Origin of the sequence: Alteromonas gracilis (assembly GCF_036870955.2) — a bacterium.
In the GTDB taxonomy this organism is placed as follows: domain Bacteria; phylum Pseudomonadota; class Gammaproteobacteria; order Enterobacterales; family Alteromonadaceae; genus Alteromonas; species Alteromonas gracilis_A.
In genome coordinates this window covers 3,626,358-3,642,356 of sequence record NZ_CP145482.2, presented here as the reverse complement: position 1 = coordinate 3,642,356, position 15,999 = coordinate 3,626,358, and the positions used below count along the sequence as shown (strand labels likewise).

At 44.6% G+C, this 15,999-nt stretch carries 19 protein-coding genes; 12 read left to right on the top strand and 7 right to left on the bottom strand.

The window, feature by feature from the left end:
* Positions 1-25 precede the first annotated feature (25 nt).
* The 7 genes from V6N89_RS17565 (at position 26) to V6N89_RS17535 (ending at position 3,128) form a co-directional block, all read left to right on the top strand.
* Complete coding sequence (locus V6N89_RS17565; protein WP_338518711.1) at positions 26-151, top strand: hypothetical protein; 126 nt, start codon at positions 26-28, stop codon at positions 149-151.
* 50 nt (positions 152-201) lie between these two features.
* Positions 202-621, top strand: coding sequence for a hypothetical protein (locus V6N89_RS17560; RefSeq protein ID WP_346993035.1), 420 nt, complete (start codon positions 202-204; stop codon positions 619-621).
* Positions 622-634: 13 nt separating this feature from the next.
* Positions 635-814, top strand: a complete 180-nt coding sequence (locus tag V6N89_RS17555) for a hypothetical protein (RefSeq protein WP_346993815.1) — start codon at positions 635-637, stop codon at positions 812-814.
* Entirely contained in the window at positions 798-1,478 is a 681-nt protein-coding gene (locus V6N89_RS17550) for a hypothetical protein (protein ID WP_346993034.1), read from the top strand. Before V6N89_RS17555 ends, V6N89_RS17550 begins: the two co-directional genes overlap by 17 nt.
* A 74-nt stretch (positions 1,479-1,552) precedes the next feature.
* Entirely contained in the window at positions 1,553-1,909 is a 357-nt protein-coding gene (locus V6N89_RS17545; RefSeq protein ID WP_346993033.1) for a CsgE family curli-type amyloid fiber assembly protein, read from the top strand.
* Positions 1,909-2,358 carry a curli assembly protein CsgF gene (locus V6N89_RS17540; RefSeq protein ID WP_338518707.1) on the top strand — a complete coding sequence of 150 codons (450 nt, stop codon included), beginning with the start codon at positions 1,909-1,911 and terminating at the stop codon, positions 2,356-2,358. The genes V6N89_RS17545 and V6N89_RS17540 overlap by 1 nt, the downstream gene beginning before the upstream one ends.
* Positions 2,359-2,366: 8 nt before the next feature.
* Entirely contained in the window at positions 2,367-3,128 is a 762-nt protein-coding gene (locus V6N89_RS17535; protein ID WP_338518706.1) for a CsgG/HfaB family protein, read from the top strand.
* Positions 3,129-3,198: 70 nt separating this feature from the next.
* Here the strand turns inward: V6N89_RS17535 and V6N89_RS17530 are convergent, their stop codons facing one another.
* Positions 3,199-3,876 (bottom strand): helix-turn-helix transcriptional regulator, encoded by a 678-nt coding sequence (locus V6N89_RS17530; protein ID WP_338518705.1) that lies wholly within the window; start codon positions 3,874-3,876, stop codon positions 3,199-3,201.
* Between the two features lie 248 nt (positions 3,877-4,124).
* On the opposite strand from V6N89_RS17530, the gene dld reads away from it, so the two are divergent.
* The gene (gene dld, locus V6N89_RS17525) at positions 4,125-5,858 is read left to right on the top strand and encodes a D-lactate dehydrogenase (RefSeq protein WP_338518704.1); all 1,734 of its coding nucleotides are present in this window, start codon (positions 4,125-4,127) and stop codon (positions 5,856-5,858) included.
* A gap of 88 nt (positions 5,859-5,946) precedes the next feature.
* Here the strand turns inward: dld and mmsB are convergent, their stop codons facing one another.
* Together mmsB and V6N89_RS17515 are read right to left on the bottom strand one after the other, a co-directional pair.
* Complete coding sequence (gene mmsB / locus V6N89_RS17520; protein ID WP_338518703.1) at positions 5,947-6,822, bottom strand: 3-hydroxyisobutyrate dehydrogenase; 876 nt, start codon at positions 6,820-6,822, stop codon at positions 5,947-5,949.
* Between the two features lie 18 nt (positions 6,823-6,840).
* Entirely contained in the window at positions 6,841-8,340 is a 1,500-nt protein-coding gene (locus tag V6N89_RS17515) for a CoA-acylating methylmalonate-semialdehyde dehydrogenase (protein WP_346993032.1), read from the bottom strand.
* A gap of 113 nt (positions 8,341-8,453) precedes the next feature.
* On the opposite strand from V6N89_RS17515, the gene V6N89_RS17510 reads away from it, so the two are divergent.
* The 3 genes from V6N89_RS17510 to V6N89_RS17500 all read left to right on the top strand — a co-directional run bounded on the left by V6N89_RS17510 (position 8,454) and on the right by V6N89_RS17500 (position 10,416).
* Positions 8,454-8,789 carry a LysR family transcriptional regulator gene (locus tag V6N89_RS17510; RefSeq protein WP_338518702.1) on the top strand — a complete coding sequence of 112 codons (336 nt, stop codon included), beginning with the start codon at positions 8,454-8,456 and terminating at the stop codon, positions 8,787-8,789.
* Positions 8,770-9,339, top strand: a complete 570-nt coding sequence (locus tag V6N89_RS17505) for a substrate-binding domain-containing protein (RefSeq protein ID WP_338518701.1) — start codon at positions 8,770-8,772, stop codon at positions 9,337-9,339. Before V6N89_RS17510 ends, V6N89_RS17505 begins: the two co-directional genes overlap by 20 nt.
* A gap of 138 nt (positions 9,340-9,477) precedes the next feature.
* Positions 9,478-10,416 (top strand): 2OG-Fe(II) oxygenase, encoded by a 939-nt coding sequence (locus V6N89_RS17500; RefSeq protein ID WP_338518700.1) that lies wholly within the window; start codon positions 9,478-9,480, stop codon positions 10,414-10,416.
* 105 nt (positions 10,417-10,521) lie between these two features.
* Here V6N89_RS17500 and V6N89_RS17495 read toward each other — a convergent pair whose 3' ends face one another.
* Together V6N89_RS17495 and V6N89_RS17490 are read right to left on the bottom strand one after the other, a co-directional pair.
* A complete protein-coding gene (locus V6N89_RS17495) occupies positions 10,522-12,243 on the bottom strand; it encodes a TolB family protein (protein WP_338518699.1) in 1,722 nt (573 codons plus the stop codon).
* A gap of 34 nt (positions 12,244-12,277) precedes the next feature.
* Positions 12,278-12,916 (bottom strand): winged helix-turn-helix domain-containing protein, encoded by a 639-nt coding sequence (locus V6N89_RS17490; protein ID WP_338518698.1) that lies wholly within the window; start codon positions 12,914-12,916, stop codon positions 12,278-12,280.
* A 171-nt stretch (positions 12,917-13,087) separates the two neighbouring features.
* On the opposite strand from V6N89_RS17490, the gene V6N89_RS17485 reads away from it, so the two are divergent.
* A complete protein-coding gene (locus V6N89_RS17485) occupies positions 13,088-14,311 on the top strand; it encodes a M24 family metallopeptidase (RefSeq protein ID WP_338518697.1) in 1,224 nt (407 codons plus the stop codon).
* Positions 14,312-14,400: 89 nt separating this feature from the next.
* On the opposite strand, the gene V6N89_RS17480 is transcribed toward V6N89_RS17485, so the two are convergent.
* Positions 14,401-15,012 (bottom strand): hypothetical protein, encoded by a 612-nt coding sequence (locus tag V6N89_RS17480; protein ID WP_338518696.1) that lies wholly within the window; start codon positions 15,010-15,012, stop codon positions 14,401-14,403.
* Between the two features lie 21 nt (positions 15,013-15,033).
* Complete coding sequence (locus V6N89_RS17475) at positions 15,034-15,987, bottom strand: hypothetical protein (RefSeq protein WP_338518695.1); 954 nt, start codon at positions 15,985-15,987, stop codon at positions 15,034-15,036.
* Positions 15,988-15,999: the final 12 nt, after the last annotated feature.

Genomic DNA, 15,999 nt, shown 5'->3' with positions numbered 1-15,999 from the left:
CGCCATGGGGAGACATGAAGTGAAAATGAAAAAAACAAAAATAGCGAGCGCATTACTACTTGCTGCTACGGCGGGTTTTGCTGCTGCGCAGGAAGTACCAAGCAGTAAAAATGTTGAATTGAACGCATCTGTCGATTTTGTTGCAGCCTAGTGAGGGAAATAGCATTTCACTAACACAAACGGCGCTTAGTGGGCAGCGATGTGGGTAACGAATCAATTCTAAGCCAAGAAGGCGACCAAAATGCAATGGTTGTTAGCGTTATGGGAGATGCTAACGAAGTAATGGTCTCACAAATGCAAACTGGCAATGCATTCCTGGCAGACGTTACGGGTAGCGGAAACCTCATCGAGGCTGAGCAGGATAGTGTACAAAGCGCCGCTGAATTTGTCGTAGAAGGCGACGATAACGCATTATCTCTTACACAGCTAGGCGATGGCGGACCTTTAGGTTTCTTCTTTAACCGTTCAATTAATACCGTGTCAGGTAGCGGCAACACCATGTCTATTTATCAAGGCGATGGTGGCAACTGGGCCAATAATAGTATTGAAGGTGATGATAACAGCATTTCTGTAGAGCAGGTTGGCGAGTGGCACGAGTCATATGTACGCGACTTGACTTAGCGACTTAAATGAAATCGAAATCGTTCAGGATGGTTACTACAACGTAACCGATATTGCGTCTGTTATTGGAACTGAAAATGAAATTGAGATTGATCAAAATGGTGATCAAAACGCGGTTAACTGGAGCTTAGTCGGCGACGGAAATGAGATTGAGTTTGAGCAAGATGGTAACTCGAATGAGATCACAACCTAGCATTTTCGAAGGTTCTACTAACGAAGTAAATGTAGACCAAATTGGCGACTTAAACCTTGCTACTATCGAAACCGTTGACGGTATTTCCAATTCTTTTGAAATTAACCAAGTTGGTGATGAAAACGTTGCCTACGCAGGCGTTATCGGTTTGTTTAATGAATTTGAACTCACTCAGGTAGGTAATAACAACGAAATTAGCACGGTTAACTTCAACGGTGTGTTCAACACGGTAGAGATTGAACAGTCAGGTGATGGCAACTTAGCACTAGCACAAGCAGGAATTGGTGAAGCAACCAATATTGCTGATGGCAATGCGATTGAAATGTCACAAGACGGTATTGAAAATACGGCCTCTGTTGAATTAGCAAGTGATATGACAACTGACTTCAACTCAATCAATGTTGAGCAGAGTGGCGACCTTAACTTGCTCGATTTACTGGTTAATGGTGAAGAGAACACTATCAGCATCATGCAAGAAGGTGCGGGTAACTGGGTAACAAGTGACGCAGGTGGTCAATTTGCTATAAGCGGTAATTCAAATACTTTTGAAGTAACGCAAATGGGCAATGATAACTTAGTGACAGGCAGCATCTCAGGTAACGGTGGCACAATCAGCGTTACACAAGTGGGTGACTATAATGTCGCTACTGTTGTTCAAATGTAAAGCAGTGTGGGCCGAGTGATCTCGGCCTTTAGTATTGCAATGAAGTTTATTTCCTTTGGTTTTGCGTGCGTTTTGTGGGCGCACGCTTTTTTTACACCGCCTTCGCCGATGAAATTCATCTTGGTGGGCTATTGCTCGACAACAGCATAAGCCGCCAAGGACACGAGTTCGCTTCAAAAATTGGTCAATATTGGCGAGAGGTGCCTGATAGTTCGGGTAAAAATCTGATAGTCAAAGAGGTTATTGTCCCTCAGGCAGGCACGTTGCTTTCAATAATCTACGACAACAAAGTGGTGTATCAAACATACATGGGAAGAAGGCAAGTACCAATGGATGAAAAGGTCCAGCAAGCCATTGTTTTGGTGCTTGATGCAGTCGCAAATGCAAATGTGGACAGTCGAAGTCCAGATTTAGCAGGGGATGAATTTTGATGAGAAAAACAATTAACGCCGCAGCAGTTGTGGTCGGCAGTACACTGCTATCTACCGCTGTATTTGCTACAGAGTTGGTGTATGAACCAATTAACCCTTCGTTTGGTGGAAACCCCTTAAATGGGGCGTTTTTGTTGAGTAAAGCCAACTCGCAAAATGCACATTCAGCGCCAATAAATGAAAGAACTTACGACGAACGGCTACAAGAATCATTGGAACGTGCGTACATCAACCGCATTGTTCGCGAAATAACTGATTTAGCTTTTGGTGAGCAAGAGCTTGATGACGATGGCAACCCAATACCGAGCATATTTGACCAAGACAGCTTGTTTGTAAGCGGAGATTTTCAAGTAGAGCTTATTACTAGTAATCCCGACAGTATTATTGTCAATATTACGAACTTGCTAACAGGTGAAGTTACCGTTGTCGAAATTCCACGGTTTGGGTAGGGATGCACATGAGAAGTACCGTAATACTAGTGATTGCATTAATGATGTCAGGATGTCAGGCAATCAAAAATACACTGCCGCCCGACGCCACTGCTGCGGCAATTATCAAAGACAGTGAAACACTGTCAGAAGTCAAAAGTTTACCCCAGCCAATGGGACAAATACCGGTGTCGGTTTATGCGTTTCGCGATCAAACAGGGCAATATAAACCTAGTTCAGGCGCAAGTTCCTTCTCTACTGCGGTTACCCAAGGCGCAACCTCAATTTTGGTACAAACCTTAAGTGAAACCTCGTGGTTTTTACCCGTTGAGCGGGAAGGGCTACAGAATGTATTAACCGAACGAAAAATTATTCGCGCTGACGACAAAAATAGCGCCGAACTGCCTCCTCTAACCACTGCGCGAATTATTATCGAAGGTGGCATTATTAGCTACGACACCAATATAAGAACAGGCGGAGCGGGTGTAGAGTACTTTGGTATAGGCACGAGTGAATTGTTTCGAGAAGATCTTATCTCAATTTACATGAGAGCCGTTGATGTAAGAACCGGACAAATTTTGGTTTCGGTCTCCACGTCGAAAAAAGTGCTAAGCCAAGAGGTGCGTGCTGGTCTGTTTCGCTATGTTTCATTAAAGCGTTTATTAGAGGCAGAGACGGGCTACACCACCAATGAGCCTATGTTTGAATGTGTGAAACAAAGCATAGAAAAAGCGGTTGCTGAACTTGTTGTTCAAGGCATGGAAAAAGGAGTGTGGCGAGCAAAAACCTAAGCTAGATATACTAGAAGGCTCGCCGCATAGCGCCATTTTGTAATTTTTCAAATGGCGCTTTTTCTTACCATCAGTAATTTACTGGTTGAATTTGACGGTACTGGTTATCAAACCATTTAATCAGTTCTACCCGATTCCTACAGTCTGTTTTTCTAAAAATACTGTAAACATGGGTTTTTACCGTGTTTACACTGATATGGAAGTTGTCAGCAATTTCTTGATTTTGTGCACCTTCCGCAATCTTTTGCGTTATAGCCATTTCTCGTTTGGTAAGCACTGACGATGTGATTTGAAGCGGTGTAACGGACTTCGTTTTTGCCGCCAAATTAGCATCTATATATCGGCTCATTATCTCTCGGCTAAACCATTTGTTACCCGTTTGAACTTGCTGCACACCTCTTACGATAAGCTCTAAGTTATCGTGCGTGTGAAAAATACCATTTATTCCTTTTTTCAGTACATCGAGGTGGAAGTCTACATTATCTTCAGGGGCGTTAAAAATGACTTTGTTAAGCTCGGGGTAATCGTTAACGACAGGGAGTTTCAACATAGCCTGAGGGTTACAATATTCTGCGTCGATAAAGAAAATATGGGTACTGTTGAGTACGCTGCGCGGCGGATGAATGGCACCCGTTGTGATAGTGAAGCCGCAAGAAGAAAGAATAGCCAGAAAACGCTCGTGACCGCTTTTATTTTTAATGCTTTCAGCATGGCTATTTCTTGTAAGAACAAACGCTTGGTGTGACATGAAAGCTCCTTTTTCTATCATCCAACCTTACGAGTATCGCCCTGTCTTTACAATAGGAGCCTGGTCTTACTTGATGTGTCAAAGCGTAACAAAATGTAACAAGCAAAAACGGGAGCTAATGCGCATAAAATCAGCATTAAATATAAGTAAATTGTCGGTGCAAAATGCACCTGCCCCCTTTGTTAAAAAAATGATTAGTGTATAGTTCGTCACCAATGTCATTTTCCACTAACACCACAGAGAGAACCATGACCGTAAACGTTGACACACAGTCTTTGATTACATCGATGCGCGATGTAGTAGGGCAAGCCTATTTGTTAACTGATCAAGCGAAAAAACAGCCTTATTGTAAAGGTTTTCGTTTTGGCGCGGGTGAGGCCCTCGCGGTTGTTCGTCCTGGTTCACTTGTGGAAATTTGGCGCGTGCTTAAGCTGTGTGTTGAAGCGGATGTGGCGGTTATTATGCAAGCCGCAAACACTGGCCTAACGGGTGGTTCAACCCCTGATGGTAAAGACTACGATCGCCCACTTGTCATTATCAGTACTATGCGTATCGACGATATTCAACTGGTGGACGATGGAAAGCAGATAGTTGGTTTAGCGGGAAGCACACTGTTTGGCCTTGAAGAGACATTAGCGCCTTACGGCCGAGAGCCTCATTCGGTCATTGGCTCATCCTGTATTGGCGCGTCTATTGTTGGCGGCATTTGCAACAATTCGGGGGGAGCATTAGTTAAACGCGGGCCAGCGTATACCGAACTCTCGCTTTTTGCTCAAATCAATGCAAATGGTGACCTGTCGCTGGTTAATAACTTAGGTATTGATCTTGGAAGCGAACCAGAAGAAATACTGACCAACCTTGAACAAAAACGCTATCAAGCGAGTGATGTTAAACATCCTGATGCAAGGGCGTCTGATAATGAATACGATGAGCGCGTGCGCGACGTTGACTCAGATACACCGTCGCGTTTTAACAATGATGGTCGCAGACTACACGAGGCATCAGGGTGTGCAGGCAAACTAGCAGTATTTGCAGTTCGATTAGACACCTTTCCTATTCCTGAAAAGAAACAGGTGTTCTACGTAGGCTCTAACGACGCCGCGGTGTTTACAAAAGTACGCCGCGATATTCTCTCTACGTTTAAAAACCTGCCAGATTCAGGTGAGTATTTACACCGCGATTGCTACGACGTATCTAAAAAGTACGGTAAAGACATGTTTATCGTTATTAGTAAATTAGGTGCTAAATTTATTCCTAAGCTTTTCGCGTTTAAGCGTAAGTTCGATGCATTTACCGACAAATTGGGCTTTTTACCGAATAAAATGTCAGATCGTGTAATGCAGTACATGAGCTACCTATTCCCCAACCATTTGCCAAAAAGAATGGAAGACTACCGCGACAAATATCAGCATCATTGGATTTTGGAGATGAGTAACGACGGCGTTGACGAGGCAAAGGCGTATCTTGATGAATTCTTCAAAACAAATGAAGGTAGTTACTTTGAATGTACTGAAGAAGAGGCAGATAAGGCAATCTTACATCGCTTTGTAGCGGGTGGTGCAATAGGCAGATATCACGTTATGCACAGCAAAGAGGTCGGCGCTATGATGACCATTGATGTGGCACTTCGACGAAATGATCCCGACTGGTTTGAAGTACTGCCTAAAGAAATAGACGATAAAATAGATACCAAGTTGTATTACGGCCACTTGTTTTGCCACGTGATGCACCAGAACTATGTGTTGAAAAAGGGTGCCGACGCGAAAGTGCTTAAAGGTAAAATTTTGGAAACGTTTGACGCGCGAAGCGCTGAGTACCCAGCTGAACATAATGTGGGGCATGAGTATTTTGCTAAAGACGCACTCAAAAACTTTTATCGTGAGCTCGACCCAACAAACAGCTTTAACCCAGGTATTGGTAAAACCACAAAATTGAAAAATTGGGCAGAGCATTCTTCTGGTTGTTGTGGTGGCCACGATTAGCGTGCTGTCATCATTACGCTAAATTACTGCGTACACAAAAAAAGCCAACACTGTTGGCTTTTTGTTTTTAAGAGCGTGTAAGTTGGGACTACGCTAGGCGGTTGATGATAGATGAGAAGTCCATGCTCGAATTACCTTCTTCGCAGTGCATTTCAAACCACTTTGCTGCAAGTTCACCCATAGGCACCTGAGCATCCACACCCTTAGCGCCCTGCATGGCAAGACCTAAGTCTTTAAGCATTAACGCTGATGCAAAACCGCCTGCAAAGTCATTGTCGGCTGGGCTTTGCGGGCCTACGCCTTTCACTGGGCAGTAGCTTGTCATAGACCATGTCTGGCCCGATGCATTCGAGGCAATATCGAAAAAAACTTGGGCGTCTAAGCCAAGCTTGGTGGCAAGTTGAAAGCTTTCACACGTGGCTATCATGGTTGCGCCTAGTAGCATGTTGTTGCAGATTTTTGCTGCTTGCCCTGCGCCGTGTCCGCCAGCGTGTACAATTTTCTTACCCATGGCGCCAAGCACGCCTTGTGCTTTTTCAAACGCTTCTTTGTCTCCACCAACCATAAAGGTTAGTGTACCGCCAGCTGCGGCGGCAATGCCACCAGACACCGGAGCATCAAGCATTTGAAGCTCTTTACTTGCAGCCAGTTCAGAGACTTTATTAGCGGTTTCAACATCAATGGTCGAGCAGTCGATAAGCAGCGTGTTTCCACCCACATTATCAAGGATCTGCGATGTGTATATGTCCATCACATGTTTGCCCGCTGGCAACATAGTTACCACGATATCGGCATTACTTACGGCTTCTTGTGTACTTTGCGCAATAGCGCAGCCAGCGTCTTTGGCTTTAGCCAGTGCCGCTTCACTTAAGTCAAACGCAACTACATTGAAGCCATTTTTGACAAGGTTATCCGCCATGCCTGAGCCCATATTACCTAGGCCAATAAATGCTACTGTTGTCATTGTCATGTCCTCGCTATCTTAGCCCATGGTTGGAATAACAAAGGCGTTATCGTTAGTATCTGAGCCATCAGGCCAGCGTTGGGTAATGGTTTTCACTTTGGTCCAGAACTTCACGCCCTCCATACCGTGTTGGTTTGTATCGCCAAATGCCGAACGCTTCCATCCACCAAATGTGTGGTATGCCACAGGCACTGGAATAGGTACATTAATACCTACCATGCCTACATTGACGCGCTGGGCAAACTCACGTGCGGCATGGCCATTTCGCGTATACATAGCAACACCGTTACCGTATTGATGATCGCTTGCAAGGCTTACTGCTTCGTTGAAGTCTTTAGCGCGCACCATCTGAAGTACCGGGCCAAAAATTTCTTCTCTGTAAGAACGCATGTCTTTGGTCACATGGTCAAAGAATGTTGGGCCAATAAAGTAACCATTGCTATCTGCTGGAATTTGGCTGTTTCTACCGTCGTATACTAGCTCTGCGCCTTCTTCGATGGCTAAGTCGATATAGCCTTCTACTCGCGCTTTGTGCGCTGCGGTAACAACAGGGCCGTAGTGCGCGTTAGGATCTTCACTGTTACTCACCATAATGGCTTTAATGGCAGGAATAAGTTTGGCTTTCAGTTTTTCTGCGGTCTCGTCACCGACTGGCACTACAACAGGCAATGCCATGCAGCGTTCACCGGCAGAACCATAGGCTGCACCCACAAGGTCGGTGACAACCTGGTCTAAATCAGCATCTGGCATAACAATACCGTGGTTTTTTGCTCCACCCATTGCTTGCACTCGCTTACCTGCGCGTGCGCCGCGCTCGTACACGTAATTAGCAATATCTGATGAGCCGACGAAGCTGACTGCCTTAACGGTTTGATGATCTAAAATGCCGTCTACCGCTTCTTTGTCACCGTGAACAACGTTAAGTACGCCCGCGGGTAACCCGGCTTCAATCATAAGCTTTGCAAGTTCCACAGGAACCGATGGATCGCGCTCAGAAGGTTTGAGGATAAAAGCATTGCCGCACGCAATAGCCACACCAAACATCCACATAGGGATCATGGCTGGAAAGTTGAACGGTGTAATACCCGCAACAACGCCTAGCGCTTGACGCATTGAATAAACGTCAATACCAGGGCCTGCACCTTCGGTATATTCTCCTTTTTGAGCATGGGGAATGCCGCACGCGAACTCGATAACCTCAAGACCGCGCTGAATATCACCCTGCGCATCAACAAGTACTTTACCGTGTTCGCTTGAAAGTAGTGCGGCAAGGCGATCGCGGTTAGCTTCTACCAGTTCTTTGAACTTAAACATAACACGAGCACGTCGCTGAGGGTTGGTAGCGGCCCATTCAGCTTGCGCTGCCCTTGCAGTATCAATGGCATATTCAAGCGTGGCGCTATTGGCTAAACTTACTTCGGCCTGAACTTCGCCAGTGTTTGGCGCGTACACTGGCGATGTACGCTCGCTGCTATCCTCAAAATCTTTACCAGCAATAAAGTGAACAATTTTTCTCATGACGTGGCTCCTGACTAAGCGCTTCAAAAATATATTAACAATATTGAAACCTTGTGTTTGCAATAGCAATACATATACTTGCAGCTAAGTGCTGTAAAAATGCAGGTGAAATTATGAATTGGGATGACATGCGACTGTTTCTTGGGTTGGCAAGAAATGGTCGTGTAGCTATTGCAGCTAAAGGTTTAGGTGTAGACCCGACAACATTAATACGTCGTGTAAAAAAGCTGGAGGATTCGCTAAATTGCAAGTTATTTGAACTGACAAAAAAAGGTTATGTGCTCACGTCCCAAGGCAGTGAACTCGTTCGTTATATTGAAAAAGCCGAGCATTATTTTCTAGAGGCGCAGAACGAGCTTAGCGATGAACGTTCTCATCTAGCTAAGCACTATTCGCGTAAGCGTATCAGAAGGGTTTGGCAGCTGGTTTTTGGCGCCACTATTACCTGAATTTAAACGGCTATACCCTGGCATTTGTATTGAATTAGTGGCGACCAGCGGCTTTTTAAACCTGAATAAGCGCGAAGCAGACATGGCTATTTTGCTAGAAAAGCCAAACAAGGGGCTACTCGTTACGCAAAAGCTTACCGACTATAGCCTTTATTTGTATACGCATCAGTCGCTTGTTGAAACGTCTAAGCCTAAAACACTACAAGAGCTCAGCCAGTTCAATTTAGTGAGTTATGTTCCAGACCTTGTTTATGCGCCTCAGCTAAAATTTATTGAAGAAACTGCATTGGCGCAGCTTAGCCCCTTACGCAGTACAAGTATTAATGCGCAATATCAAATGCTGATAAATGGGGCTGGCGTGGGGATTCTGCCTATCTTTATTGCTGAAGCAAACGAAGGGCTTGTAAGATTATTAGATAATAACATCCATATTAAACGCACCTTTTGGTTAGCAACGCATAAAGAGACGCACTCACAAGCTAGGTTTCAGGCATTTACGAAGTGGTTACTTGAAAAGGTTGAAGCAAGCCGAGCGCGATTTGTCGGTTAAGAAGATAATATTATCAATGAAATCTATAAACTAATTCTTAAATCAATCTATTTTTATGTTTTTTGTTGTGTAATAGCATGCTCCTATTGAAATGTTGGCACTGCGTTTCGCATTGCCTGAACATGAGGAGAAATTGTTATGCATTCACCACAATCTTTGTCATCTGCTGGTTTAGGTGCTCTCGCTAGCGCTCGAGCGCTTACCCTTCTTTCTAGAGACGAAATGCTAAAACGAGCGCCAAGCGTACAGCAGTTCTGGGATAGTAACCGTGAGTTGCTAGAGGCTGCCTGGTCTGAATGGGACACTGAGCATACCGCTTTGGGAGAACACATTAATGAATCCCTGATTGCTAAACCGTTGCGCGATGCCGTACGTCAAGCGTGGCAACATCCAGAACGCGAGGTTGAGGTTGCCAACTTATGGGAAGAAGTGCTGCCTGGTGTATATCAAGCACAATTTTTCGATGTTGATAAACTTGCCCAGCTTCGTTCGTATTTATATGAAGTCGCCAATGCGGGTATTCCACTTAGACCACCCTATGGTATTGCGCTTAATCGCAATGGCGGTATGTTGGACAAGCGCTCAGAAGGGTATCTAGCGGCGCCAGCTTTTCAGCAGTTTTATCAGCTGGTTATGGATAGGTATATGCGCCCAATTTCACGTTTGTTGTTTCCTGAAATAATGGGGTTTGATACGCAGACGTTTGGTTTTTCTATTCAGTACCAAGAGGGAATGGATACATCCTTGCGCCCGCACACCGATGCATCGGCCGCCACAATGAATATAAATTTGAACCTTGAAAGGGAGAGTTTTACGGGATCTGAAGTTGATTTCTTTAACTCGTCAACATCAAAAGTTACGCGTACGGTTTTTCAATCCGGCGTTGCGATGCTGCATCGCGGTAGCGTGCCGCATGCGGCACAGCCTATTACCAGTGGCACTAGGAGTAACATGGTATTGTGGCTTTACGGTGATAGTATGCAAATCCCAAGAGTGGTGGGTGAGACACTGGATCACAATGCCGCACAACGTTGGACTATACCTAACAATGCGAAAGACCTTCACGCGCCTTTTTAAAATGAACGTCTTTTTCTGACAACATAAGTAAAGTGTATTGGCAATGTTGCTGTGTTCACAACACTGCCATTTAGCTTTCATTTTCTAAGTCGTGGCTCCCTTCTATTACTGCGCGACCTGAACGTCATACAAGGTATTAATACCTAGCTTTACTACTGAAATATACAAAGTGTTAGCTTCGGTAGTGTTGTCAATGTTGATAGTACCAATATTTCCCAGTTCCGATGTAATCAGCAATTCATCGTCATCCAAAGTGCCTGACCATGGGCGCCTTACTACCTGATTTACGCTTTTGGTATAGTAAATATATTGGCTATCGGCCTTAAAAAGGGGAGTTTGGGTTCCCGTCAAATCCTGATTAAACAACACGGCATTTGATTCAATATCTAGCATTTTTACCGTCAGGGTGGGGGTTATCACAGCGATCCTGTTCTTGTCTATCACACTGATGTAGGCGGTGTTTTGGCCTTCTAATGCTTCTAGCGTGTTTGTGCTGATGGTCAACACGCCCGCTTTTGCATTTTTAGGCTCGCCAAAAACAACCGCTAACCTGTCGTTATCAATCCATTCTACTTGGCTCATTCTGTGTTTTTGCTCAAGAGTGGCCTCAGAAGTGAAGTGGTCACGATAGATAAGAACGTTATCGGCGTTAGCAACCAATATTGCATTTCCATCAGGCGAGATTGATAAATGTCTCACTCTCTTTAACGGGATATCCACCATTTTTTTGTGTACGCCATCCTCAAGCTTCCAAAGGCTGGTTGTGCTGCCAAACACAAGGTAATACCCATTCCCTGCTTGGGAAGTTGAGACAAAAGACTGCTCATAAGAGTTAGAGGTTGCTACTTTTGATAAGGGAGCAAGCGTATTGTGAAGATCCAGCGCGACGATATCACTGTCAGTGAACTGGCTTGCGAAGACCAAACGATGACTATCTACCATCTCTATACCCATAAATTTGTTAAATGCATAGTCGAAGCTAAGCGCTAACACGTTTTCTTTTCCAGAAAGTACATTTAGCGTATGTAGCTGCCATTTATAAGGGTCAAGCCAAGATATTTCTTTGCTGTCATTACTCCAAGTAATTGAACTTACAATGTAATCAACATCTAAAAGTTCGCGCTGCTCACTGCCTTCAATGTCTGTCAGCATAATGGTAGAACCATTACGGTCAGCACGTACGTAGACAATGGCCTTTTCATCGGGGGCGGCCTTAGCATAGTAGTCGCCCCTGCTGACGATAAGAGGTGAGGTGATTTGGTACTCGGTACCAGTCGTTAAATTTCGACCGTACACAGCAGCAGCGCCGGGCGCGCCGCGGTAATTAAACTTGGTATAGATGAGGTCGTTACCCTCGTTAATTAGACTGCCAGCGATGGTGAACTGATTATCGCAGTCAAACAGTGTCTCTTTATTTAAAGGTGTAAAATCCGGCGCTAGTGTGGCCTTTATTACTTCACAGGTCAGTGTGTCTTCAACTGCGTTTATATGTTGGTAAACAATCACTTCATTTCGAAGCCATGCTATTGGGAATAAGTCGCCGTCGCGTCTATCAATCTCATAAGTACGTAAGGTTGTCAGGTCTTTGGCGTAAAGCCCCAGTCGTTGGGCATTTTCCGGAATAAATGAATACGCCAGTGCGCTTTTTTCCCTGTTAATTTTGGGTGAAAACACTACGCCACGATCTGAGAGCATATTCGTTCTACTGGCAATAGCATCAATAATCTCGGCAGATGTTAGTGCCTCATTAGTATCTTGATCTACCTTTTCGGTATTTGACGTTGTTGAATACGTAAAAATGAGTATTGCTAGCGCAATCACTATCACACTTGCGATCGTGATGGGCTCGAAACGCTGCTTGTCAGCTGTACTGGCCTATTACAGGGGCCTGATTATCTGAGCTTTTGTCTTGAGCAATTGGGGCCTTAGAAAACGTCTTATCCTGAGTTTTAGGGGCACTTTCATTTGCTGAGGAAGCACTTTCTGCAACTAATGACGTTTCACTTACCGCAGAGGGTGTAGTTTGCAACGCTGAAGGAGGGGCTATTTCGCGCGCTGAGGGGGCTATCTCTCGCGCTGAGGGCTCTATCTCATGTGCTGAGGGCTCTGCAGGCGAGTCCGATGTTTCCTGTTGAAGCGGCACTTTCTCTTTTGCAAAGACAATATTTACGTCGGGTACAAAACTATAACCCTTCTTGTAATGGGTTTTGATAAACGTTGGAGCGTCAGGTGCACGCTTCAGTATTCGCCTTAGTGTCGACATAGCTCTATTTATCGCGTTGTCGTCGACAAACTTCTGCTTCCATACTTCATCGATTAATTGCTGCCGAGTCACTATTGTTCCTTGGCGCAGCGTAAAATAGAGCAATAAATCGAAAAGCAGTGGCTCAATATCAACAGGTGTTGAATCGTAGCTCAAAAGGTTTGCGTGGGGCGCTATTAACCAGCCTGCAAATGTTATTTCTGTTGGCAAAGATGAGGTGTGCGGGTTGACGTCCATGTGGTGGCTTTATTGTTTGTTTTATATATTCGAACTTTGTTAAGTATGCCAATAAGTATAGGAATACACAAAGCTTTCTCATGGCCTGTTACAACTCGTAAGACTTCATCAGAATGCGAAACTTACGTATGATGCAGCTACCTACAGCCTAAAACGAAAATGATAAAAACAATGACAAATTTGCATACAAACGGTATCGGCGGTAAAACGCCACAGCAGGCTCTCGATGCGCTGTCTGATATGACATTAGACCTTACGCCTATTCAATTGCAAGAGCACGAGATGCGCATTGAAAAAGCGCAAGCGTATATGCGAGAAAATAATATTGGTGCGCTGTATCTGAATGCGGGGACAAATCTTACCTATTTTACCGGTATGCAGTGGTATCCCAGCGAGCGCCTTGTTGGGGCAATTTTGCCTGTCGAAGGTGAGCTTGTCTATTTAGCACCAGCCTTTGAAATTGATTCTCTTAAAGAGCGACAAGTTGTATCGGGCGAGATTAAAGGGTGGCAAGAACATGAAAGCCCTTATGCACTTTTAGTCGACGAAGTGCAGTCAATAGCAACATCAGGCAACACTCGTATCGCTATTGATGAATCAACACCGTTTTTCATTGTTGATGGAATCAACAAACTGTTGCCAAGCACTTCCCTAATAATTAATGGCTCAGAAGTAACGGCGCACTGCCGTATGCATAAGTCAGCCAATGAGATTGCTCTCATTCAGCGCGCGATGGATATGACACTGTCTGTGCACAAAGCAGCGGCAAGTATTCTTTATGAGGGAATAACAACCACTGAAGTTGAAAGTTTTATCAATCAAGCTCACAAGAAAGTGGGAGCCAGCGGAAGCTACTTCTGTATTGTATTGTTTGGTAAAGCCACGTCGTACCCACATGGTGTAAAAGACCCACAAGTTCTGCAGCTAAACGATATGGTGCTGATAGACACGGGCTGTAAGGTGCACGGTTACCTCTCAGACATCACTCGAACGTACTGCTATGGCACACCAAGTGCCAAGCAAGTCGCTATTTGGAACAGTGAGAAGCGTGCTCAGCAAGCGGCTTTTGATGCTGCACAACTTGGCGTTAGCTGTGGTGATGTAGACAATGCCGCTAGGTTGAGTTTACAACACGATGGCCTAGGTCCTGACTACAACCTTCCTGGGCTCCCTCATCGGACTGGACATGGCATTGGTATGGACATTCACGAGTGGCCGTACTTAGTGAAAGATAACCCTCAGCCTTTGGCTCAAGGAATGTGTTTTAGTAATGAGCCGATGATAGTCGTACCGAATGAATTTGGTATCCGTTTAGAAGATCATTTCTACATGACAAATGAGGGCCCCAAGTGGTTTACCGAGCCTAGTCAGGAGATTGATGTACCTTTCGGTTAATCATCAGTATAACTAAGCAGGCTTCAAAAGAACGTGCGCTCCACAAAAATGGAGCGCTTTTGAGAACGCGTGATGCGTAATATCGGTAACTACTGTGATTGAACCGATTGTCTAGAAGCTAGGGCTGGTTTCGCTTCTGAACCAAGTGGCGTCCTGTTCATTATCTTGGCCTCTATAATCCCTAACACGAAAAATATTCCCGCGGTCGCTAGATAGATAGTAATCGCGCTATCGCCTTTAAAGGGGGCAAGTTCATGATCCCAGTTCCAAATTAATACTGGCACAATGCTGGCGAACCCCATTAAAACAGCATATCCACTGTTTCGAACAAATCGATAGATGAAAAGTGCAGCGTGACTCACTTGTCTGGCTTGTTTGTTGTTGAAGGTTAGAAAGAAAACGGCACTGTGTGCAGCGCCTATTAACACTAATGCTACAAAGAAAATGTCCATACGGTATGTCTCATAAAGGGTATTTCCCATTACCGCCTCAACACTAGCTGCAAGAATAAGGACAACTGCCACACGTACTACAAGCTCTATTGCCACAATAAAAAATGTAGGAAATTTCGCTAGCTCACCACCGTTCGCCCGCTCATTGATCTTGATTTGAAAGGCCCGAGGTGGCGACAATAACAAAAAATATAAGATGGCGTAGGTCACAAGATGATTTTCAAATCTATTCGCTCGAATCTTATTCATGATATTTCTCATTATGTACTCCTAGAGATCATGAGAGCGTTTAGGCGGATTAAGTTTCTTGGGCTCAAACCTAGCGGCATACGCCTTAAGGTCACGACGTAGGGCTTTCACCACGTTCATCGATACCACAAACACAACGCCTAAAAACAAAAGCAGAATAAATGTAATAGCCGTCCATTGCTTACGCGCTGGGTAAGACTCAAAGAGCGGAACAGTGGCAGGCTGGATAACTTCTAATGGATAGTTTGCTCGTGCATTAATTAGCGACTCAACCGCTAATTGCGTTTCAAGAAGACGAAAAATAGAGCGCTGAATTTCAGCATTCTTTATTTCGCTAAGACGCTGTTCTAGATAGCTTCGACGGCTTTGTATTTCTTCTAAATCGAGCCTGCGAAGATACTCATTGAATGAACGCACAAAGGCATTAGCAAGCTGGGTAGAAAACTCAGGCGACTTTGATGTGATGCGAATATTGAGTAAATCGGTTTTTTTATCCATAAACACATAAAGCGCATCTGACTTAAATTTCTTAACCGCCTCTCGCATATCGGGCTCAAAGCCTTCAATCCATTGTTGTGTTGTCGCGTCCCAGCTTTCTTCGTACAGCCACTGCAATAAGTTTTGCTCGTTAATAAACGCACAGATATAGCCAAACGAGTCCATTCTAGCCAGCAAGCGCTCTCTTTCATTCGCCTGTATACCATCAATAATGAAGTCGTATTCTAAGACGCCAATAGTGTTTACGCCTCGGTAGTTGTTTGGCTGAACACCACCTGGATCTTCACTGATATTGATGGCGACGGTAGCTTGTGATGAATAGCGGTTATCGAGCATCAGTGATATGCCAGCTACAATACCTGCCCCTAAAATAGCCACCATGGCAATGCGAAACTTGTAGCTGAAGAGTTGATGCAAGAACTTCAGCAGCAACTCGTATTCAGCAACATGTTGGCTTTCATTATTTTTGTTAGCCATAACGTCCTTACT

Excerpts from the sequence above, each read along its gene's own strand:
- V6N89_RS17540 (WP_338518707.1), top strand. The coding sequence starts at position 1,909 with ATGAGAAAAACAATTAACGCCGCAGCAGTTGTGGTCGGCAGTACACTG.
- mmsB (WP_338518703.1), bottom strand. The coding sequence starts at position 6,822 with ATGACAACAGTAGCATTTATTGGCCTAGGTAATATGGGCTCAGGCATG.
- V6N89_RS17535 (WP_338518706.1), top strand. The coding sequence starts at position 2,367 with ATGAGAAGTACCGTAATACTAGTGATTGCATTAATGATGTCAGGATGT.
- dld (WP_338518704.1), top strand. The coding sequence starts at position 4,125 with ATGACCGTAAACGTTGACACACAGTCTTTGATTACATCGATGCGCGAT.
- V6N89_RS17565 (WP_338518711.1), top strand. The coding sequence starts at position 26 with ATGAAAAAAACAAAAATAGCGAGCGCATTACTACTTGCTGCTACGGCG.
- V6N89_RS17510 (WP_338518702.1), top strand. The coding sequence starts at position 8,454 with ATGAATTGGGATGACATGCGACTGTTTCTTGGGTTGGCAAGAAATGGT.
- V6N89_RS17475 (WP_338518695.1), bottom strand. The coding sequence starts at position 15,987 with ATGGCTAACAAAAATAATGAAAGCCAACATGTTGCTGAATACGAGTTG.
- V6N89_RS17515 (WP_346993032.1), bottom strand. The coding sequence starts at position 8,340 with ATGAGAAAAATTGTTCACTTTATTGCTGGTAAAGATTTTGAGGATAGC.
- V6N89_RS17550 (WP_346993034.1), top strand. The coding sequence starts at position 798 with ATGAGATCACAACCTAGCATTTTCGAAGGTTCTACTAACGAAGTAAAT.
- V6N89_RS17480 (WP_338518696.1), bottom strand. The coding sequence starts at position 15,012 with ATGAATAAGATTCGAGCGAATAGATTTGAAAATCATCTTGTGACCTAC.
- V6N89_RS17500 (WP_338518700.1), top strand. The coding sequence starts at position 9,478 with ATGCATTCACCACAATCTTTGTCATCTGCTGGTTTAGGTGCTCTCGCT.
- V6N89_RS17485 (WP_338518697.1), top strand. The coding sequence starts at position 13,088 with ATGACAAATTTGCATACAAACGGTATCGGCGGTAAAACGCCACAGCAG.
- V6N89_RS17530 (WP_338518705.1), bottom strand. The coding sequence starts at position 3,876 with ATGTCACACCAAGCGTTTGTTCTTACAAGAAATAGCCATGCTGAAAGC.
- V6N89_RS17490 (WP_338518698.1), bottom strand. The coding sequence starts at position 12,916 with ATGGACGTCAACCCGCACACCTCATCTTTGCCAACAGAAATAACATTT.